Here is a 20,299-nt window from a genome sequence, read left to right on the forward strand (position 1 = left end):
GAGGCAAAGTGGTCGGAGCGATACTAGGTTCTTGCAAAGGCCTTTGCCTGACCCTCGCCTGCGCTCTCTCGCTTGTGCAGCCGGTTTCGGCGCAAACGGACATGACGCTCTTCGTCCTGAAATCGCGACATGTGATCAAGTCCACGGACATCGAGGAGATCCGACCGCCCGACGGCTGGAGCGTCAACAGGGAGTCGCCATCGATACGGCTGAAGCCGGATGCCGCGGCCGCGTTGAAGGCCTATACGCAAGCGCGCATCGGTGAGCACATCAGCGTCGTCATCTATGATCGCCGCGTGTCGGACAACACGCTTGTCGCGGACACGATGGGTGGCGAACGCATGTCGCTCTTCGGCTTACCCGAGCTTGAGGACAAGATGCTGCTCGACGCGATGGCCATCCGCCCGCTTCCCGAGTTCACGGTCGTCATGGCCTACCAGACGCGCGCGGAGATCCCCGTCGCCATCGACAGGTTTCTGGATCGCGCGCCGGAAGAAACCAGCCAGCACTTCAAGCTCAAAAACGAGACGGTCGCGCAAATCGCGGAGCTGGCGATAGATCTCAGTCCGGAGACGGCGGTGCTGATCCACGAGGGCGCGTTTCTGGTCTACGCCTGGGCCTACGATCCGGCCACCGGCGTGCTCCGCGTCGGCCATTGATTGCACCCGACCGCCGTCATCGAAATCCGATCCCCCGCTCCGTGCCTTGAAAGCGCGCGGGCATTCCGATTGAAGCGGCCGGTCTCGACGATCGCGAGACCGGCGTTCAGACCACGCCGCCCGACCTCAGGCGATCTTGACGAGTTCCACGTCGAAGGTCAGTGCCTTGCCGGCCAGCGGATGGTTGGCGTCGAGCAGCACCTTGTCCTCGGTCACATCGGCGATGACGACGTTCATGGTCTGGCCGTCCTGCGTCTGCACCTGAAGCGGGGTGCCGGGCTCGGCCGGGATATGGTCGGGAAAACTGGCCCGGTCGACGGCCTGGACGCGGTCGGGCACATGCGCGCCATAGGCGTCTTCCGGCTCGATGCGCACCTTGCGCTTTTCGCCGACTTCCATGCCGGTCACCCCGCTGTCGAGCCCCGGGATGATCTGGCCGGATCCCAGTTCGAAGGACAGCGGATCGCGGCCTTCCGAACTGTCGAAGACGGTGCCGTCGTCCAGTGTGCCCGTGTAGTGAAGATGCAGCGTGTCGCCCGGCTTGGCTTGCGTCATGAAGAAGTCTCTTTCGGGAGGGTGTGGGTTTGACGAGACCCGGTGAAACGTCGGGTGCTCAGTCGCTCGAAGCTCAGGCTCGCAAGTCTGCCGGGCGATGTAAACCCCAAGATTTCGCGCGATCCAAAAAGCCGGTCGGGCCTCCCGGCCGCATCTGCGTTGCGCATTTGACCTTCGCAGCCCGCCAACGGCCGGCCCACGCACTGAAGGTTCACCTGACAGATGCTGCAGCGATACCGGTCTCGCCCTACGCCTTGCGCGCGACGACAAACCGCGCCGGCGGCTTCTTGGGAAAGGTGCCGGTCTCGATAATCTCGAAACCGCCCTCGGCGATGATCGCCTCAAGCTCCTGCGCTTTCAAGAAGTGCACCAGCGGCGCCATCCGTAAGAAGCGCATCACCGGAATGATGAGCCGGAAGACGGGGTTCATGTCGCCGAGACAGACGGTCTTGGAAATGAACAGCCCGCCCGGGCGCAGGCGCTCCGCGATCTGTGCGACCGCCGCGCGCGGATCTTCCGTCAGATGCAGCAGGCTGAAGGCGAGCACCGCGTCGTAAGCGGCGGCTTCGCCCGGCAGGTCGCTGAGACCGGCCTTGAGAAAACGGATCTTCGTGTCATCGGCCGCGACCGCCTTTTCCAGCGCGATGTCGATCATCTCCTCGGAGAGATCGCTGGCCGTATAGGCGCCGACGCAATCGGCAAGCTTGAACGCCGTCGTGCCGGTGCCGCAGCCGACCTCCAGCACCCGCTCGAACCCGTCGATATGCGCGCGCACGCGCTCCAGCGTATGGGCATAGGCCGCCTCGTCGCCGACGGGGCGCTTGGCATATTTTCGGGCCGCCTTGTTCCAGAACCGCCGGCTGGTCTCCTTGACCGAACTCATGTCGATAGCCTCGAATTGACCGCGAGAGGACCAGAGCCTCCGCCGGGTGCCTGCTACAGGTAGCGTTCCAGCAGCGCGGTGACCTCGCTGTCGCGCGCGCGCTCGCTCTCGCCGCCGATGACCACGGCGATGACGCGCTTGCCGCCGCGCCCGGCGGACGCCGCGAGATTGTAGCCCGACAGGCGGATATAGCCGGTCTTGATGCCGTCGACGCCGGCAACCCGGCCGAGAAGGTTGTTGGTCGCCTCGAAGGTGCGGCCATTGTAGGTGAAGGAGCGCGCGGTGAAGGCGCGCGCGCGTGTCGAATGCCGGCTCTTCAGGGCGCGGGCGAGGATCGCCATGTCGCGTGCGGTCGTCACCTGCCGCGGATCGGGCAGGCCGGAGGCATTGACGAACCGGGTCCGGCGCATTCCGAGCGAGCGGGCCTTGGCGGTCATCTGCGCGGCGAAGGCGCTCTCCGATCCGGCGAGGTTCTCCGCAACCGCCACGGCGACGTCATTGGCGGATTTGACCGCGAGCGCCTGCACCGCCTGACGCACGGAAATCGTCGTGCCCGCCTTCACGCCGATCTTGGCCGGCGGCTGGCGCGCGGCATTGGCGGAGACCTGGAGCGCGCTGTCGAGCGACACCCGGCCGCCGTCGAGCGCATCGAACAGCAGGTAGAGCGTCATCATCTTGGTCAGCGAGGCCGGATAGCGCAGGCCGTCCGCCGCCTCTTCGTGAAGCACCGCCCCGCTTGCGGCATCGACCACGATCGCGGAATAGGCGCGCGGCGTTGCCTGGCCGCTGGGCGCAAGCCCCAGTTCCGCGACCTGACCGGGCATTTCCGGCAAGGGCGCGGTCTCGACTGCGGCAACCGCGGGCACCGCGCCGCGGTCGAGGGAACCGCCCTGCGGCGGCGCCGTCTGACAGGCCGCAAGCGCAAGCGACAGGGCCGCGAAAACGGCAATCAGCCGGCTGCGCGCGCCGGCGCGCGGTCCGACGGTTGCCACCTCATCGCTTGCAGATTGGACAGAGACAGGGCCCACGGGTCGCTCCTTTGCGCTGAAAGCGGCGCCACCATAGCGAAACCGCGCAAGGACACAAGGAACGGACAGGATACCACCAGCCAGGGACGCGAAAAATCCGGGGTCGAAGACCGAAGAAGGGCTGCCGGCCCGGGCGACACGGCACGGCGCGGATTACGCGACCCTTGCGTCGTCGGCGATCACGTCGCTCTCGCCCTCGCCTTCCCCGCGTCCGCCGGAGAGCGCCTGGGCAAGGTCGATGAAGAGTTTGGCAGGCAACGGCGGCGCAAAGATATAGCCCTGCGCGGCGGACACGCCGAGTTCGCGCAGGCGCTCGATCTGCTCCATCGTCTCCACGCCCTCGGCGATAATGCCCATGCCGAGATTGTCGGCGAGCTCCACCATCGTGTCGACGATCGTGGTGGAATTGTCGTCCGTGCCCAGGCTGTCGATGAACATCTTGTCGATCTTGATGATGTCGATGCCGAGCTTTTGCAGATAGGCGAAGCCGCCATGGCCCGTGCCCACATCGTCCAGCGCCACGCGAACGCCGATCGCCTGCATTTCGGCGATGATCTTGCGGGCCGTCTCCATGTCGGACAGCGGCTGGCGCTCGGTAACTTCCATCACGATCTGCTGGAAGGCGATCTGCGACCCGCCATAGATCTGCTGGATGTCCTCGATGACCTGGCGATCCTCGAAATGACCGGCGAAGAGGTTGATCGACAGCTTGAATTCCGGGTTCTGGTAGTAGAGTTCCCCGACCTCTTCCCGCGTCTTGCGCATGATCTGCCGGGTCATCTCGAAGATATGCCCCGAGGTCTCCGCGAAGGTCATGAAGGCGCCGGGCGAGATCACGGAGCCGTCCGGCCGCGCCCACCGCATCAACACCTCGCAGCCGCGCAGGCGGCCGGTCTCGATGTCCATCACCGGCTGATAATAGGGCACGAACTCGCCCTTGCGGATGGCCTGGACGAACTCGTCCTCCGCCTCGCTTTCGGGACGCCAGGAGAACCAGACGCCGACCGCCACGAACAGGACGGCAAAGCCGACGCAGGCAATCGCCGCGACCACCTTGAGATCGCGCACCAGATTGTCGGCGGCCGATGTCGGCGCCGTCACCACCGCAATCATCGGGTACTTCGTCGACTGCACCTCCGCGACAAGCTCCTCGCTGTCGCCATTCCCGCTGCGCTGCGCCGCCTCGCCGGACCGCAACCACACGACGCCGTCGCCCAGTTGCAGCTCGACCAGCCGATGCGCCCGCAAATAGTCCGGGCCGGGATCAATGGAGATCGCCACCGGCGAGATTTCCGCCAGCAGGCGATTGCCGTTTCCGATCCGCCAGCTCACCAGCGCAACGCGGGTGCCCTCGAAGGCACGGTCGCGCATCCCGATCCCCACCAGCGGCGCGTCCGACTTCAGGACCGGCAATACGGCATCGCCCGTCGCCGGCAACTCGGGCACATTGCACATCAGAACGCCGGAGGCGTTTACGACGCCAATCATCTGGACGAAGGGCGCGGAAATGACGCCGGCATGGAACGCTGCGCGGTCCGCGGGCGCGCAGGTGACGAGCCCGTCCTGATGCAAGGTCTGGAGCGTGGACACCGCGTCGCCAATGGCTTTTTCGGCCCTGAGCACATAGCGTTCGGCAATGGCGGTCATTTCCGCCTGGGCCTGGGTGACCGCATAGCTGTTCAGGACATAGTTGGCCGCCACGAGCGGCGCGACGGCAAGCGCCAGCGCGATCAGCAACGTCCTGAAAAAGAGGGTATAGCGATGCGACACGGCCTGTCCCGGATTAAAGCAGCGGTCCCACTATGGCCAAGCTTCGTAAATGACACCTGAAGACCGGACGCACGCTTTGACAAATATGCCCGATTGGGATCAAAAATTCCGAGCAGGTAATGATTTGACGTTTTTGGAGCGAGGATTTTCATGGAGGCTTTGTTCATCGGCCAGGCCTATATCGACATCACCTTTCTGACCGACAAGTTGCCGACCGGCGACGAGAAGACCCTTGCCCGCGACTATGCCGTGAGCTTCGGCGGAAACGCGGTGACCGCCGGCTTCACCTGCGCCAAGCTCGGAATCGCGCCGGATATCATGTGCTCGCAGGCAAACGACTGGCTGGCGCGCATGTTTCTCAACATGGCGGCAAGCTACAACATCTCCATCCACGGCCGGAAAGTGAAGGAATCCTCCCTCTCCTTCATCATGCCGAAGGACGGACAACGGGCGATCGTGCGCTGCCGGGACGACCATTATCTCCACCCCTTTCAGCATCTGACACTCGACGGGTGCCGGGCGCTGCACCTGGACGGCCACATGCCGGACGCCGCGCTCCACTACGCGCGGGCCTGCCGGGACGCGGGGATCCTCACATCGCTTGACGGCGGCGCGGTGCGCGAAAACACCGAGGAGCTCCTGCGCTTCATCGATGTTCCAATTGTCTCTATGCGCTTTTGCGAGCAGCTCGGCCTCGATGTCGGCGAAACGCTGAATTACCTGCGCTCCCGCGGCTGCCCCGTCGGCGGGGTGACGGTCGGCGACGAGGGACTGTACTGGTACGAGGACCAGGGGCCGACGACCCATCTTCCGGCGCTTGATGTCCCCGCATCGAAAGTTGTGGATTCCAACGGCGCGGGAGACGTCTTCCACGGGGCCTATGTCTACGCCTTTCTCTCCGGCGAACATGCGACCTGGACGGACCGTTTCCGCTTCGCCCGGGCCGCCTCGGCGCATGCAATCCAACACCTTGGCAACGAGGCCAGCCTGCCGTCATTGGAAAATGTGAGGACGGCCAGCGACCTGTGGCCGGAAAAACCTGTCGCCGCCGCATTTTGACCCGGATCCCGATGCGCTGTGTCAGCGGGCAAGGGTTGTCCTTGCCGGGCGCTTGGCGCATCGTATTGCTCCGCAGGCAGGGGCGGACCGATTAAAACACGCATTCTGGAGACGTCTTGATGATCAAAACCCTTTCTCGTCCGGCCCTTGCGCTGGCGCTCGCCTGCCCGCTTGTGCTGGCCCCGCCCGCCCTTGCCTTTGATGCAACCGGCAGCGACGTTGCCGACCGGTTCCTCGAGATCGTCGAAGCCGGCAATGCCACCGTCTCGGGCTACGACGGCGTCACGCAAAGCGGTGAAACCGTCACCATCAGCGGATTGCGCAGCTCGATCGATGAAGGCTCGGCGAAGTCCCGGCTGACGATCCGCGAGACGACGATCGCAGGCGGCGTACTGACCGACGACGGCGGGCTGTCGGCCGCCAGTCTGACGATGGGCGGCGTCAACATCGAGAATCTCGACGAAGACGAGGATGTGACGGTCAGCGCGGAGAGCATCGTGATCTCCGATCCCGTGCTGGCATCTCCGGCGGCGGTGAAGGCCTCCAACGGCGCGGACGCGATCACGCCGACCTATTCGCGCGCGGAACTGACGAACATCGTGATCGATGCCAATGACGACGGCCGGGTGCCGGTCTCGCGCGTCGTCGCGGTGATCGACACGATGGACGGCGGCCTGCCGACCTCCGGTTCGATCAGCGTAGAAGGCATCGAGATCACGGCCGATACGCTCGATGACGAAGAACGCAAGGCCCTTTCGGACCTCGGCTACGAAAGCCTGACCCTGTCCTTCCAGATGGAGGCCGACTGGAAGCCGGACACCGGTGAACTTGCAATCGACCGGCTGACGCTGTCGGGCGAGAACGCGGGCACCTTGAATGCCGCGCTGCGGATCAACGGGCTGACCCGCGAGGTTCTGGAACAGCTCGATGCCGCCCAGGACAGCCCCGAACAGGCCATGGGCCTGATGCAGGGACTTCTCGTGGAAAGCGTTTCGCTGCGCATCGACAATGATTCGATCGTCGACCGGGTTCTGGAAAACCAGGCAAAGGAAGCCGGCGCGACCCGGGAAGTCTTTGTCGAACAGCTCACCGGCGCCCTGCCCTTCATGCTGTCGATGCTCAACAACGCCGAATTCCAGGCCAAGGTCGCTGGCGCTGCGACCGCGTTCCTGAAGGACCCGAAGTCCCTGTCGGCGTCGGCAATGCCGGCCGCCCCGGTGCCCTTCGCCCAAATTCTCGGAACCGCGATGATGGCGCCGCAAAGCCTGCCGGACATTCTCGGTGTGACCATCACCGCCAACCAGGACTGACACGGACCACGGGAGGGCAAATGCCCTCCCGATTTGCTTCTGCCCTCCGATGAACAACGGGTTTTGACAATGACATCGCGTCTCGCCACTGCCGCCAGAACCGGCGCCGCCGTCCTGACCTTCGTCCTCTGCGCCCCCGCCGCGACCGCCCTTGCCAATCCCGCCGTCGATGCGGTCGAGGATTTCTTCGCATGGGCCCGCGCGACCGGCACGACCGTGGCCGATTACGAAAGCCTCACGGAGACGGGCCCGAACGAGGCCATCCTGCGCGGCGCAAGGCTTGCCTGGAAATTCGATTTCGAGATCTTCGATCAGAGGATCGAGGCAGAGCTTTCCTTTGATTCGCCCGAAACGCGCTTGTTCGGTGCGAGCAGCGACGGGGACGGCGTCGCCTTCGAGCGGTTCGAGCAACCCGGTGTTCATGAGATCCGCCTGACCGGGACGATCACCGAGGACGGAAAGCAGCAGCCGCTTGACCTGACCGTTCGCCAGTACGATCTCGTCGCGGAAAACATGTACCAGGCTTACTGGACGCTCGAGGAAGCCCCCGAGAAGCCCGCCTCCCGCTTCATTCCGCTGATCCGCTCGGGCCTGCGCAACAGCGCCGACAGCATTTCCGTACGCGCCATCGAAGCGACCACGCAAATGCCCGACGGCGGGCGCGGCACGGAACGTCAGGAACGCATCACCATGACCGGCCTTGCTGACGGCCGGCTGGAGGAATACCGGGTCGGCAAGTCGCTCTCCGAAACCAGGGTCGAGGCGGACGATGCCGGCGAGCCCTTCTCCGTGCGCCAGGAGTATGGCGAGAGCATTTCCACCGGCATGGACATCAAGCCCGTGCTCAGGCTTCTCGGCGTCCTCCCCGCCGATCAGGCGGTGGGCGAGCGCATCCTCGACCACAGCGAATTCAACGATCTCCGCGTCTCCACGCCGTTTTTCACCGCCGCGATCAGCAAGGCATCGGCGGATGGCTTCGAAATCGACGCCGATGCGCAGCCCTTCGATATCTTCCCCCTGCTCGACCAGGCCCTGCTCGGCACATTCTCCGAAACCTACGCGGAAGACGATCTGGTTGCCCTCGGGCGACAGGCACTGACGTCGCTGGAAAGCGTCACCGTCGCCAAAGTGGATATCGGAGGGATTGCCGCCAACGCCGACGAAGTGACCACGTCCCTGGACGGCATGTCCTTGCGAGACGCCTCCTATGGCGGCGTTGGAGATTTCACGCTTTCGGGCCTGTCCGTGCGGGCGGTGGAGCAGAACACCGCCGTCGACCTCGGGCGCTTCCGTATCACCGATTTCGACCTGCCGCCGCTGGTCTCCTTCCTCGACTTCGGACTGGCGTCCCAGCTTCGCGAGCCGACATTGACCGAGATCCTGGCCGTCATGCCCATGCTCGGGCGGATGGAGATCGAGGACGTGAAGGTGGCCACGGATGCGCTTTCCGGTCCGATCGCGCTGGACCGCTTCCGCCTGTCGATGCGCGACTTCATAGCGCCGATCCCGACCGACATCGAGTTGCGGACCGAAGGCCTTGAGCTTCCGGTCTCGGTGATCGAGGAAGAGGAAGCGCGGCAGCTCTTCGAGGCGCTTGGCCTGACCGCGATCCGCTATGACGACGAGATGCGCCTGCGCTGGGACGCGGACGACAAGACATTGACACTCGACCCGATGCGGATGGAAATCGATGGCGGCGGGTCCATCGACATGTCGATCGAGATCGGCGGAATTCCGCGCATCGTCTTCGAAAATCCGCAGCAGGCGCAGGCGGCCATCGCCACCGCCACGATCAACAGCGCACGGGTGGAAATCCGCGATGCGAACCTCGTCTCCGCCTTTATCGCCGAACAGGCAGCAGCGGCCGACCTGTCGCCGGAGACGCTGGCACTGGCACTGGCGGACCAGGGTGCAAGCGCCCTCGGCCCGCTGCGCGACACCCCGTTCGGGCAAAGCCTGCATGGGGCCATGAAGGCATTTCTGGTGAAGCCCGACCATCTCATCGTCACGGTCGAGCCGAAAGCGCCCGTGCCGGCGATGCAGATCCTCGGCCTTGTCGCGACGACGCCGTCGATGCTCCCCGGCCTCCTCAATGCAGCGGTCGCGGCAAACCCCTGACGTTGAAGCCGCGCGGCCGCGATGCGCGGCAACGTGACCAAAGCAAAAAGGGCCGGTCAGCAAGCTGACCGGCCCTATTTAATTCCAGTCCGAAAGCACAATCTAGTCGGTGTCGGCGGCAGCCGGGTTCGCCGCGTCTTCAGCATCGAAATCGGCGAACTGCAGGTCGCACAGCCGCTTGTAGAGGCCGCCCTTGGCAAGCAGCGCGGCATGCGTTCCCGCTTCCAGCACCCGCCCCTTGTCCATGACGATGATCTGGGCGGCTTCGCGCACCGTCGCGAGGCGATGCGCGATGACGAGCGTGGTGCGCCCCTTCATCAGGCGAGACAGTGCCGCCTGGATCTTTGCCTCCGATTCCGAATCGAGCGCGGATGTGGCTTCGTCCAGAAGCAGCAGCGGCGCGTCGCGCAGGATCGCGCGGGCAATCGCGACCCTTTGGCGCTGTCCGCCGGACAGGCGGCTGCCGCCCTCGCCGACGCGCGTGTCGTAGCCGGCCTCAAGCTCCTCGATGAAACCGTCGGCATTGGCCTGGCGTGCGGCCTCGCGGATCTCCGCCTCGCTGGCGCCGGGTCGTCCGATGGCGATGTTCTCGCGCACCGTGAGGTCGAACAGGAACGTGTCCTGGGAAACAAGCGCGATCTGGGATCTCAGACCGGCGACCGACGCCTCCCTGAGGTCCTGCCCGTCGATGGTGATCCGCCCGGACAGAGGGTCATAGAAGCGCTCAAGCAGCGCGAAGACGGTCGACTTTCCGGCGCCCGAGGGGCCGACCAGAGCGGTCACCTCGCCGGGGCGGGCCTCGAACGCCAGCCCGTTCAGCGCCGGGGCGTCGCCATAGCGGAAGTCGACATTCTCGAAGCGGACATGCCCGTCGGAAATCGTCAGCGCGTGGGTGCCCTCTTCCTCGTTCGACGCCGGCACACGATCTAGGATCTCGTACATCAGGCGCACGCCGACGATGTGGCCGGACAGATTGACGTTCAGCCGGGCGAGACGACGCGCCGGGTCATAGGCGAGAAGCAGCGCCGTGATGAAGGCGAAAAAGCCGCCCGGATCGCTGCCAAGCTCGATCACCGCATAGCCGCCGTAGAGAATGACCAATGCGATGGCGATGCCGCCAAGCGTCTCCATCACGGGCGAGGTCCGGGCCGACAGGCGCGTCATCTTGTTCGCCTGTTTCTCCACGTCGGCGACGGCGACATCCATTTCCTGACGCAGCCGCTCCTCGACCGCAAAGGCCTTCACCACGCGAATGCCCGAGATCGCCTGCTGGGCGACCGAGAGGATCCGCGTCATGGAAACGAATTGCGTCTTCGCCACCCGCCGCACCCGCCGCACCAGACCGGCGATCAGCAGGATCGCGGGCGGCATGATCACCAGCGCGATCAGGCTCATCAACGGGTCCTGGGCGATCATCACGCCGACGAGCGCGATGACGGTCAAAAGATCGCGCCCCAGCGCCGTGACGACGAGATCGAGTGCGGCGCGCGCCGCCGTTGCGTTGTGGGACAGCCGCGTACCGAGATCGCCGATGCCGGAGCCTTCAAAGAAGCCGAGGTCCTGCCTGGTGATCGCGCGAAACAGCCGCGACTGGGTCGAGGCGACGATGGCGTTGCCGATCTGCCCGAGAATGACGAGCTGGCCATAGGCGGCCGCGCCCTTCACCGTGAAAATCACCAGCACGAACCCGGCGATCACCCAGACCATCCGCCCGTCGCGTTCCAGGAAGACCTGGTTGATCATGTCCTTCATGATCCAGGCGCTCGCCGCGGTACAGGCCGCGACGATGGCCATCATCGCAAAGGCAAGCGCATAGCGCCCGGCATAGGCGCGCGCGTTCTCCGACAGCAGGCGCCGCAACACGAAGAGCGCGCCGTCCACATCGGAAAACAACCAGGTGTCGAGCCGTTTCAGCACTTGAGATCCGATCGCTGCTGCCCGGACCGATCCGCGCGCCACCGCGGCGCGCGGACAGGCTTATTCGCTTTCTGGCAGATTGAGACGGATATGGAGGTCGCGCAACTGGCGCGGGAAGACATCCGAGGGCGCGCCCATCAACAGGTCCTGCGCCTGCTGGTTCATCGGGAACAGCGTGACCTCGCGCAGGTTCTTGGCGCCGACCAGAAGCATCACGATCCGGTCGATGCCGGCTGCCATGCCGCCATGCGGGGGCGCGCCATACTGGAACGCCCGGTACATGCCGCCGAAGCGCTCTTCCAGGATCGCCTCGTCGTATCCGGCGATCTGGAAGGCCCGCTTCATGATTTCCGGCTTGTGATTGCGGATGGCGCCCGAGGCGATCTCGAAGCCGTTGCAGACGATGTCGTACTGCCAGGCATTGAGTTCGAGCGGGTCCGTGTTCTCCAGCCCGTCAAGACCGCCCTGCGGCATCGAGAAGGGGTTGTGCGAGAAGTCGACCTTCTTCTCGTCCTCGTCCCATTCGTACATCGGGAAATCGACGATCCAGGCAAGCGCGAAGCGGTCGCGGTCGACGAGGTCGAGATCCTCGCCCGCCTTGGTCCGTGCCTTGCCGGCGAAATCGGCGAATTTCTTCGGATCGCCCGCGACGAAGAAGGCGGCGTCGCCGGCCTCGAGGCCGAGCTGCACGCGGATCGCCTCGGTACGCTCCGGTCCTATGTTCTTGGCCAGCGGCCCGGCGCCGGCGATCGCGCCGTCTTCCTCGCGCCAGAAGATATAGCCGAGACCCGGCTGGCCCTCGCCCTGCGCCCAGGAGTTCATCCGGTCGCAGAAGGCCCGGCTGCCGCCGGTCTTTGCCGGGATCGCCCAGACGGCATTCTTCTCGTCTTCCAGCATCCGCGCGAAGATCTTGAAGCCGGAGCCGGCGAAATGCGGGCTCACGTCCTGCATTTCGATGGGATTGCGCAGATCCGGCTTGTCGCTGCCGTATTTGCGGATCGCCTCGGCATAGGGAATGCGCGGGAACACCTCGGTGACCGGCTGACCGTCGGCGAATTCCTCGAAGACGCCGCGGATCACCGGCTCCATCGCCTGGAAGACGTCTTCCTGTTCGACGAAGCTCATCTCCACGTCGAGCTGGTAGAATTCGCCAGGCAGGCGGTCGGCGCGCGGATCCTCGTCGCGGAAACACGGCGCGATCTGGAAATAGCGGTCGAAGCCGGAGACCATCAGCAGCTGCTTGAACTGCTGCGGCGCCTGCGGCAGCGCGTAGAACTTGCCCGGATGAATGCGCGACGGCACCAGGAAGTCGCGTGCGCCCTCCGGCGAGGAGGCCGTCAGGATCGGCGTCTGGAACTCCGCAAAGCCCGAGCCTTCCATGCGCCGGCGCATTGACGCGATGATCTTCGACCGCGTCATGATGTTGGAATGCAGCGTTTCCCGGCGCAGGTCGAGGAACCGGTAGGTCAGGCGGATGTCTTCGGGATACTCCGGCTCCGCAAAGACCGGCAGCGGCAGCTCGCGCGCCGCGCCCAGGACTTCGAGCTCGCGGATGAAGATCTCGATGGCACCGGTCGGCAGGTTTTCGTTGGTGGTCTCCTCGGAGCGACGCTTCACCTCGCCGTCGATGCGGATGCACCATTCGGCGCGCACCGTCTCGGCCAGCTTGAAAGCGTCGGAATCGGGATCGACCACGCATTGCGTGATGCCGAAATGGTCGCGCAGATCGATGAACAGCAGGCCGCCATGATCGCGCACACGATGGACCCAACCCGACAGGCGTGCGCCCTCACCGACGTTGGCTTCGCGGAGAGCTCCGCACGTGTGGCTGCGATAGCGATGCATTTCGTCCTCAATGGCCCGGCTTTTCGATGGAATCGGCTGCCCTGCCCCTTCACGGTTCAAGGTGCCCCGACGCGCCGTGCACAAGCCACGCCAGCACGACAAAGTCAAGGTGCGTGCCCGGTTTGGCGGGCGACAGCCCGGGGCTGCTGCACCGCGCCGGCATGGGCGGCGGCCGGAATCGCACCATCGGGCGTGGCGCCCGCGCAGCACGATGGCATTGATGACGCATTCGCGGCGGTTTCGTGGCGACAAGCGGACAAGCTTGCGATATACGTCGCGGTCGCCATGCATATTGTAACCAAGACCTCAGAACTCGCCGACATTTGCCGGCGTCTCGCGCAACACGACTTCGTCACCGTCGACACGGAGTTTCTCCGTGAAACGACGTTTTGGCCGAAGCTCTGCGTCATCCAGCTGGCAAGCCCGGATGAGGCGGTGATCGTCGACGCGCTCTCCGACGAGCTGGACCTCGCGCCGTTTTTCGAGCTGATGCGGGACGAGACGGTGGTGAAGGTCTTCCACGCCGCCCGCCAGGACATCGAGATCGTCTATCACCTCGGAGGGTTCATTCCCCACCCCGTGTTCGACACCCAGGTGGCGGCCATGGTCTGCGGCTTCGGCGATTCGATTTCCTACGACCAGCTCGTGCACCGGGTCACCGCCGTGCGGATCGACAAGTCCTCGCGCTTCACCGACTGGTCGCGGCGCCCGTTGAGCGACAAGCAGCTCGACTATGCGCTCGCCGACGTCACCCATCTGCGCGACGTCTATCTGTTCCTCAAGGCCAATCTCGCCGAACAGGGCCGCACCCATTGGGTCGGCGACGAGATGGAGGTGCTCACCTCCGAAAGCACCTATCGCAGCGAGCCGGAAAATGCCTGGAAGCGCCTCAAGCTCCGGGTGCGCAAGCCGATCGAGTTCGCCGTCCTGCAGGAAGTCGCCGCCTGGCGCGAGCGCGAGGCGCACAGCCGCAACGTTCCGCGCAACCGGGTGATCAAGGACGACGCGATCTATGAGGTCGCCGCGCAGCAGCCGGTAAACACCCAGGCGCTGGCCGCGCTGCGCACGATCCCGCGCGGCTTCGAGCGCTCGCGGACGGCGGAAGACATTCTCGGTGCCGTCAAGCGTGCGCTCGCCATCCCCAAGGACGAGCTTCCGCAGGTACCCAAGGGCCGCATGGCGCCCGACGGGTCGGCCGCGGCCGTCGATCTGCTGAAGGTGCTCCTGAAACTCATCAGCGAGGCCCAGGGCGTTGCCGCCAAGGTGATCGCGACCGTCGAGGATCTGGAAAAGATCGCGGCCAGCGACGATGCCGACGTTGCAGCCATGAAGGGCTGGCGCCGGGAGCTTTTCGGCGAAGCGGCCTTGAAGCTGAAGCGTGGCGAAGTCGCCCTTGCCTTCAACGGCAAGCGCATTGTCGCCGTCGACCAGGCGGAGCCGATCCAGATGGAAAAGCAGAAGCCGTCGCGCAAGCGCAAGTCGCGTCAGAAAACTGCCGAGACGGCGGATTGAGCAGGCGCGCCGCTCAGGCGGCGCCGTTCACCTGCACGCGCGCTTTCAGTCCCAACAGCCGTGCGAATTGCGTGGCGCGTTTGCGCAGCCGCTCGCCGTCCAAAGCCTCGTAGTCGGCCGGCAGCGCGACAACCATTTCGCCGTCCACCACCGTCACATCGACCCGGGGCAGGATCCCGGCAACAGATGCGCTCACCACCGAGGCAAGACGCAGGGCGCCGCCGAGAATGCGGGCGCGGTCCTTCAGCCGTGTGTGCGCCAACTCGCGGATCCTCGGGCCCAGCGCATCCTCCACCAGTCCCTGATGGCGATAGAAGGCGGAAAGCGCCAGATAGGCGCGCCCCGCGTGATCGATCCCCACGAAGCCGGCGTTGGAAATGATGTTGAGGCTCTGTTCGCCGCGATAATCGGGATGCGCGCGCCAGCCGATATCCGACAACAGGCAGCCGGCCGCCCTGAGCCTCCGCTCGTATTCGGTCTCGTCGATCCCGACGGCGGGAAACACCTTGTCGGTCCAGGCAACGAGTTCCTCGGAATAAGCCGGGGACCGGGCGCGCAGGGTGGAAAGTTCCCGCGCCGCCTCGATCAGGGGATCCTGATGTTTCACCTCTTCGGGCAAAAGATCGTAGAGCAGCCCTTCGCGAAGTCCGAGCGCGGACATGACGACGCTTTCGGCCTTGGAGCGCCTCAGCACGCGCTCCATCACCACCGCGCCGAAGGGCAGCAACTGGCGGCGGGCGCGCGACACAACGTCGATCATGCTCAGGCTTTCCGGGTCGCGGCGTGCAACAAGCTGGCAGAACTCGATTGCCTCCTCGGCCGGGATCGTATAGTCGTGCATCACATGCAGCGGATAGCCGTTCTGGAAGAGATGCAGCCGCGCCAGCGAGCGCCATGTGCCGCCAACGGCATAAAACGGCTTCCCAGCCCCAATCGGCAGCCAGTCGACGCCCTCCAGCGCCTGCTCCGCGATTTTCTGGGCCTTGGCGGTTTTTCCGTCGGCCTCTTCCTGCAGCCGAATCCCCCCGAGCGGCAGGGTCTGGCCCCGGCCGATTTCCTCGTTGTTCAACTCGACCAGTTCAAGGCTGCCGCCGCCAAGGTCGCCGACGATGCCATCGGGCCGCCACATGCCCGAGACGATGCCAAGTGCGGCCAGGCGTGCCTCGTCCCGGCCGGACAGGAGGCGCACATGGGTGCGGCAGATGCGCTCCACGGTCTCGATGAACGCTGCACCGTTTTCCGCGTCCCGCGTTGCCGCCGTCGCCATGATGAACACGTCGATGACGCCGATCTGGTCGCAGAGCTTGCGGAACCGGGCCAGCGCGCGCACGGCCATGTCGACCGACTTGTCGGCCAGTCGTCCCGTCGCGCCGACGCCGCGTCCAAGCCCCGCCAGGACCTTTTCGTTGAAGAGAACCGTCGGCGTGCGGGCGTGGCGTTCGTAGACGACCAGGCGGATCGAGTTCGAGCCGATATCGATGACGGCCACGGGCCCGCTGCCGTTCAGCCGCCCGCGTACGATGTCCGTATGCGGAGCATCACCCACGCGCCTTCGGCTCCGTGAAGGATTTCGGGCTGTGGCTGCGCAGCGACTTGCCGCGACCGGAAAGCGATGGATTTGTCATGAAGTACTGATGCGCGTTGAAGCGCTTTTCTCCTCGCGACAGCCTGACGCGTTCATGCCCCCCGTCGGCGAGAAGACGCCAGCTTTGCTGGTTGTCCTTCAAGTTGGCGACCATGATCTGATCGAGCACCTGTTCGTGGACGGTTGGCGACAGGAGCGGAGCGAGCGTTTCCACGCGCCTGTCGATGTTGCGCGGCATCAGGTCCGCCGAGCCGATATAGACCACCGCCTGCGGCGAGGGAAGCCCGTGGCCGTTGCCGAAGCAGAAAATCCGGCTGTGCTCCAGGAAGCGGCCGACAATCGACTTGGCGCGGATGTTGTCCGACAGCCCCGGAATGCCCGGACGCAGACAGCAGATCCCCCGGATCACAAGGTCGATCTGCACGCCGGCCTGGCTCGCCTCGTAGAGCGCGTCGATGATGCCGGGATCGACCAGCGAGTTCATCTTCATCCAGATCTGCGCCGGCCGGCCGGCCTTGGCATGTTCGGCTTCCGCCGCGATCAGCGCCGTCATCTTCTGGCGCAGCGTGACCGGCGACACCATCATGTGCTTCAGCTCGACCGGCTCGGCATAGCCGGTGATGTAGTTGAAGATCTTTGCCGCCTCGCGGCCGATCTCCGGGTCCGCGGTGAAATAGGACAGATCCGTGTAGATCCGCGCGGTGATCGGATGATAGTTGCCCGTGCCCATGTGACAGTAGGTGCGCAGCTCGCCGTGCTCGCGCCGGATCACCATCGACAGTTTGGCGTGCGTCTTGAGTTCCAGAAAGCCGAAGACGACCTGCACGCCGGCGCGCTCCAGGTCCCGCGCCCAGCGGATGTTGGCCTCCTCGTCGAAGCGCGCCTTGAGTTCCACCAGCGCCGTGACGGATTTCCCCGCTTCCGCCGCCTCGGCCAGCGCCTTGACGATCGGCGAATTGTTGGAGGTGCGATAGAGCGTCTGCTTGATGGCGACCACATCCGGGTCCTGCGCCGCCTGGCGCAGGTACTGCACCACGACGTCGAAGGATTCATACGGGTGGTGGACGATGATGTCCTTTTGCTGGATCGCCGCGAGGCAGTCGCCGCCGTGCTCGCGGATGCGCTCGGGGAACCGCGGCGTGAAGGGTTCGAACTTCAGGTCGTCGCGATCGATGGAGACAAGCTGCGAGAGATTGTTCAAGGCAAGCAGCCCGTCGACCCGGAAATTCTGCTCCGGCTCCACATCCAGCGCCTCGGCCACGAACTCGCTCAGGGACGCGGGGGTCGTGTCCTCGATCTCGAGACGGATCACCGACCCGCGACGGCGACGTTTCAGCGCGCTCTCGAAGAGGCGCACCAGATCCTCCGCCTCTTCCTCGATCTCCAGATCGGAATCGCGCACGACGCGAAACGCGCCCTTCCCCCGGATCTCATAGCCGGGGAACAACCGCGTGATGAACAGCCCGACGGCATTCTCGATGGTGATGAAGCGGGCGCCCGCCTCCCCGTCGATCTCCGGCAGCCGCACGAACCGCTCCACCTGGGCGGGTATGCGCAAGAGCGCGGTCATGCCGCGACCGCCCTTTTCCGGCGCAAGCTCGAGCGCCAGCGAGAAGCCTAGGTTGGCGATGAAGGGAAAGGGATGCGCCGGGTCGATCGCCAGCGGCGTCAGCACGGGAAAGATATGGGCGAGGAAGTGTTCCTCGAGCCAGACCATGTCGGAGGCCGAGAGATCCGCGCCCTCGACGATCGCAACCCCTTCCGCGGCCAGCAGCTTGCGCATCTCGCGCCAGACGTCCTGTTGCTCGGCCTGAAGATCGAGCCCGGCCGTCGACACACGCTCAAGCTGCTCCGCCGGCGTCAGCCCGTCGATCGACCGGGTCGAGACGCCCTCGCGCATCTGGGCGCGCAGACCCGCGACCCGCACCATGAAGAACTCGTCGAGGTTGTTGGCCGAGATCGACAGGAACCGCAGGCGCTCCAGCAGCGGATGAGAGGTGTTTTCCGCCTCTTCCAAGACCCGTCGATTGAATTGCAGCCAGGAGAGCTCGCGATTGATGAACCGGCTGGGATGGCCGGCCAGAGCCTCGGCCGCATCGGACCCGCGCGGATCGGCGCCGGCCGGCGCGGCGGCCGTCTTGGTATCAGACGCCGGTTGGGTCGCGCTGCTGTCGTTCATGGCTCTCTCCTGTTGCGCTGCGGCGCGTCCCGCCTGGGAACCCGCGTCGCCGCGCATCCTATCCGACCGGTTTGACGGTTTTACATCACCCGGCAAAGCTTATCCTGCGGCTGCGAGGATGCGCGCGGCAAGCGGCCGCGTGATCCTGCGCCCGGCGGCGAGCGACGCCCGGTCAAGGGCCTCGACCAGCGCCTGTGCCGCCGCCACCGAGCGTTCCATGCGCACCACCAGATAGTCAACGACCGTCGGATCAATATCGATCTGCCGATCCGAGAACAGCTTGACCAGCACCTGCCGCAACAGCCCGTCGTCGGGCTCGAGGATTTCCACCGGCGTCGCCGCACGCAATCGCGATGCGAGATCCGGCAATTTCAGCCCCCAGCTCACGGGCCAGGTGCGCGACGTGATCAGCACCGCCGCGCCCCGGTCGCGCGCAAGGTTGAGCAGGTGAAAGAGCGCCGTCTCATCGAAGCCGCGATGGGCATCCTCGACGGCCACCGCGCCCGGAGCCACGAGCGCTTCCATGTCGGCGCTCGCCAGTTGCGGTGCCTCGACGAGCGCGCCGCCGCTTTCGGAAAGCCAGATTTGCGTCAGATGGCTCTTGCCCGAGCCGACCGGTCCGGCAAGCAGCGTTACCGGTGCCGGCCAGGCGGGCCAGGCATCGATCAGGCCGAAGGCCGCCTCGTTCGAGGCGCCGATGAGAAAATCGTCGCGTCCCTGTGCCGCCTGATGCGGAAGCACCAGGGGCAACTGGCCATCGGCGTGCCCGCTGCGATCAATCATGGTGCTCATCCGCCCGCGCGTGCCCCGGACCGGAATAAAGCGAACTCGCCAGATACTGAGAGAGCACAAACCGCGCCAGCACACCGATCATCGCCGCCGCCGGCACCGCGATCAGCATGCCGACGAAACCGAAGAGGTAACCGAAGGCGAAAAGCGCGAACATCAGCCAGACGGGATGCAGGCCGACCGTCTTGCCGACAAGCTTCGGCTGCAGGACGTTGCCCTCCAGGAACTGGCCGATGGCGAAGACGACGAGCACAGCGCCGATCATCACCCAGTCCGGCCAGAACTGCACCAGCGCCACCCCCAGCGACACCACGAGGCCGAGCGTCGCACCGACGTAGGGAATGAAGCTGACAAGGCCGGCGCCGATCCCGATCAGCAGCCCGAAGTTCAGCCCCACGGCGGCAAGGCCGATGGCATAGAAGGCGCCGAGCAGGATGCAGACGCTGAGCTGCCCCCGCAGGAAACCCGCAACGGCCGTGTCCATCTCCTTGGCCAGCCGCTCGATGGTGTCGCGATGCTGGCGCGGCAGCCATCCGTCGACCCGCTCGACCATATGGTCCCAGTCGAGCAGCAGATAGAAGGCGACCACCGGCGTCACCACGAAGAGCGACAGCACCGAAAGCAGCGCCTGCCCGCCGTTCCACAGCGACTTGGCAACCCCTGCGATCCAGCCGGCGCCCTCGCCGAGCAATCCGCCGACGTTCGATTTCAGTTCGTCACTTCCGATCCCGAGCACTTCGAAGACGCGCTGGCCGAGGTTTTCCGTCATCAGCGTCTGCAAGGCACCGACGAGCTTGGGAAGCTCGGACAGGAACGCGGAGAGCTGATTGCCGAGAACCGGCAACAGAAGCAGCAGGGTGAGCACGAAGGCGATCACGAAGACCGCAAGAATGGCGATGGTCGCGGCGAGCCGGTGCAGGCCGAGGCGCTCGAGCCGGTCGGCGATCGGATCGAGCAGATAGGCAAGCGCCATGCCGGCGACGAACGGCAGCAGGATGGGGCTGAAAAGATAGACGAACGCGGCGAATGCCGCGAAGGAGCCGAGCCAAAAGTAGATTTGCCGTTTCAAGGTCAAGATGGTTCGTCCCGT

Annotated in this window: 15 protein-coding genes; 5 read left to right on the forward strand and 10 right to left on the reverse strand. The window is 65.2% G+C overall.

Annotated elements, in window-relative coordinates; genetic code table 11:
* Positions 1-101: 101 nt before the first annotated feature.
* Positions 102-659, forward strand: a complete 558-nt coding sequence (locus LC092_RS06060; protein ID WP_224805542.1) for a hypothetical protein — start codon at positions 102-104, stop codon at positions 657-659.
* A gap of 126 nt (positions 660-785) precedes the next feature.
* Here the strand turns inward: LC092_RS06060 and LC092_RS06065 are convergent, their stop codons facing one another.
* From LC092_RS06065 to LC092_RS06080, 4 genes are all read right to left on the reverse strand, one after another.
* A complete protein-coding gene (locus LC092_RS06065) occupies positions 786-1,214 on the reverse strand; it encodes an FKBP-type peptidyl-prolyl cis-trans isomerase (protein WP_224805543.1) in 429 nt (142 codons plus the stop codon).
* Positions 1,215-1,461: 247 nt separating this feature from the next.
* Complete coding sequence (locus LC092_RS06070; RefSeq protein ID WP_224805544.1) at positions 1,462-2,097, reverse strand: class I SAM-dependent DNA methyltransferase; 636 nt, start codon at positions 2,095-2,097, stop codon at positions 1,462-1,464.
* Positions 2,098-2,150: 53 nt separating this feature from the next.
* Positions 2,151-3,089 carry a D-alanyl-D-alanine carboxypeptidase family protein gene (locus LC092_RS06075; RefSeq protein ID WP_224805545.1) on the reverse strand — a complete coding sequence of 313 codons (939 nt, stop codon included), beginning with the start codon at positions 3,087-3,089 and terminating at the stop codon, positions 2,151-2,153.
* 189 nt (positions 3,090-3,278) lie between these two features.
* Positions 3,279-4,895, reverse strand: coding sequence for an EAL domain-containing protein (locus LC092_RS06080; RefSeq protein ID WP_224805546.1), 1,617 nt, complete (start codon positions 4,893-4,895; stop codon positions 3,279-3,281).
* Positions 4,896-5,045: 150 nt separating this feature from the next.
* On the opposite strand from LC092_RS06080, the gene LC092_RS06085 reads away from it, so the two are divergent.
* The 3 genes from LC092_RS06085 to LC092_RS06095 all read left to right on the forward strand — a co-directional run bounded on the left by LC092_RS06085 (position 5,046) and on the right by LC092_RS06095 (position 9,382).
* The gene (locus LC092_RS06085; RefSeq protein WP_224805547.1) at positions 5,046-5,954 is read left to right on the forward strand and encodes a sugar kinase; all 909 of its coding nucleotides are present in this window, start codon (positions 5,046-5,048) and stop codon (positions 5,952-5,954) included.
* Between the two features lie 119 nt (positions 5,955-6,073).
* Positions 6,074-7,264, forward strand: a complete 1,191-nt coding sequence (locus LC092_RS06090) for a hypothetical protein (RefSeq protein WP_224805548.1) — start codon at positions 6,074-6,076, stop codon at positions 7,262-7,264.
* 69 nt (positions 7,265-7,333) lie between these two features.
* Positions 7,334-9,382, forward strand: coding sequence for a hypothetical protein (locus LC092_RS06095; RefSeq protein ID WP_224805549.1), 2,049 nt, complete (start codon positions 7,334-7,336; stop codon positions 9,380-9,382).
* Positions 9,383-9,484: 102 nt separating this feature from the next.
* Here LC092_RS06095 and LC092_RS06100 read toward each other — a convergent pair whose 3' ends face one another.
* Both LC092_RS06100 and aspS read right to left on the reverse strand, forming a co-directional pair.
* A complete protein-coding gene (locus tag LC092_RS06100; protein ID WP_224805550.1) occupies positions 9,485-11,299 on the reverse strand; it encodes an ABC transporter ATP-binding protein in 1,815 nt (604 codons plus the stop codon).
* 60 nt (positions 11,300-11,359) lie between these two features.
* Complete coding sequence (aspS, locus tag LC092_RS06105) at positions 11,360-13,144, reverse strand: aspartate--tRNA ligase (protein WP_224805551.1); 1,785 nt, start codon at positions 13,142-13,144, stop codon at positions 11,360-11,362.
* A 285-nt stretch (positions 13,145-13,429) separates the two neighbouring features.
* Between aspS and rnd the strand changes: the two genes are divergently transcribed.
* Positions 13,430-14,656 carry a ribonuclease D gene (gene rnd, locus LC092_RS06110; RefSeq protein WP_224805552.1) on the forward strand — a complete coding sequence of 409 codons (1,227 nt, stop codon included), beginning with the start codon at positions 13,430-13,432 and terminating at the stop codon, positions 14,654-14,656.
* A 13-nt stretch (positions 14,657-14,669) separates the two neighbouring features.
* On the opposite strand, the gene LC092_RS06115 is transcribed toward rnd, so the two are convergent.
* The 4 genes from LC092_RS06115 to LC092_RS06130 form a co-directional block, all read right to left on the reverse strand.
* Positions 14,670-16,202: a Ppx/GppA phosphatase family protein gene (locus LC092_RS06115; protein ID WP_224805553.1), complete on the reverse strand. Its 1,533-nt coding sequence runs from the start codon at positions 16,200-16,202 to the stop codon at positions 14,670-14,672.
* On the reverse strand, positions 16,195-18,420 hold the full coding sequence (locus tag LC092_RS06120; RefSeq protein WP_224805554.1) for an RNA degradosome polyphosphate kinase: 2,226 nt from the start codon (positions 18,418-18,420) through the stop codon (positions 16,195-16,197). The genes LC092_RS06115 and LC092_RS06120 overlap by 8 nt, the downstream gene beginning before the upstream one ends.
* A gap of 99 nt (positions 18,421-18,519) precedes the next feature.
* Positions 18,520-19,212, reverse strand: coding sequence for an HdaA/DnaA family protein (locus LC092_RS06125; protein ID WP_412103529.1), 693 nt, complete (start codon positions 19,210-19,212; stop codon positions 18,520-18,522).
* Positions 19,196-20,284 carry an AI-2E family transporter gene (locus tag LC092_RS06130; RefSeq protein WP_224805556.1) on the reverse strand — a complete coding sequence of 363 codons (1,089 nt, stop codon included), beginning with the start codon at positions 20,282-20,284 and terminating at the stop codon, positions 19,196-19,198. The genes LC092_RS06125 and LC092_RS06130 overlap by 17 nt, the downstream gene beginning before the upstream one ends.
* Between the last annotated feature and the right edge of the window lie 15 nt (positions 20,285-20,299).

This window comes from Stappia stellulata (genome assembly GCF_020176715.1).
Lineage (GTDB): Bacteria > Pseudomonadota > Alphaproteobacteria > Rhizobiales > Stappiaceae > Stappia.

Excerpts from the sequence above, each read along its gene's own strand:
- LC092_RS06090 (WP_224805548.1), top strand. The coding sequence starts at position 6,074 with ATGATCAAAACCCTTTCTCGTCCGGCCCTTGCGCTGGCGCTCGCCTGC.
- LC092_RS06085 (WP_224805547.1), top strand. The coding sequence starts at position 5,046 with ATGGAGGCTTTGTTCATCGGCCAGGCCTATATCGACATCACCTTTCTG.
- LC092_RS06095 (WP_224805549.1), top strand. The coding sequence starts at position 7,334 with ATGACATCGCGTCTCGCCACTGCCGCCAGAACCGGCGCCGCCGTCCTG.
- aspS (WP_224805551.1), bottom strand. The coding sequence starts at position 13,144 with ATGCATCGCTATCGCAGCCACACGTGCGGAGCTCTCCGCGAAGCCAAC.
- LC092_RS06070 (WP_224805544.1), bottom strand. The coding sequence starts at position 2,097 with ATGAGTTCGGTCAAGGAGACCAGCCGGCGGTTCTGGAACAAGGCGGCC.
- LC092_RS06065 (WP_224805543.1), bottom strand. The coding sequence starts at position 1,214 with ATGACGCAAGCCAAGCCGGGCGACACGCTGCATCTTCACTACACGGGC.
- LC092_RS06060 (WP_224805542.1), top strand. The coding sequence starts at position 102 with ATGACGCTCTTCGTCCTGAAATCGCGACATGTGATCAAGTCCACGGAC.
- LC092_RS06125 (WP_412103529.1), bottom strand. The coding sequence starts at position 19,212 with ATGAGCACCATGATTGATCGCAGCGGGCACGCCGATGGCCAGTTGCCC.
- rnd (WP_224805552.1), top strand. The coding sequence starts at position 13,430 with ATGCATATTGTAACCAAGACCTCAGAACTCGCCGACATTTGCCGGCGT.
- LC092_RS06120 (WP_224805554.1), bottom strand. The coding sequence starts at position 18,420 with ATGAACGACAGCAGCGCGACCCAACCGGCGTCTGATACCAAGACGGCC.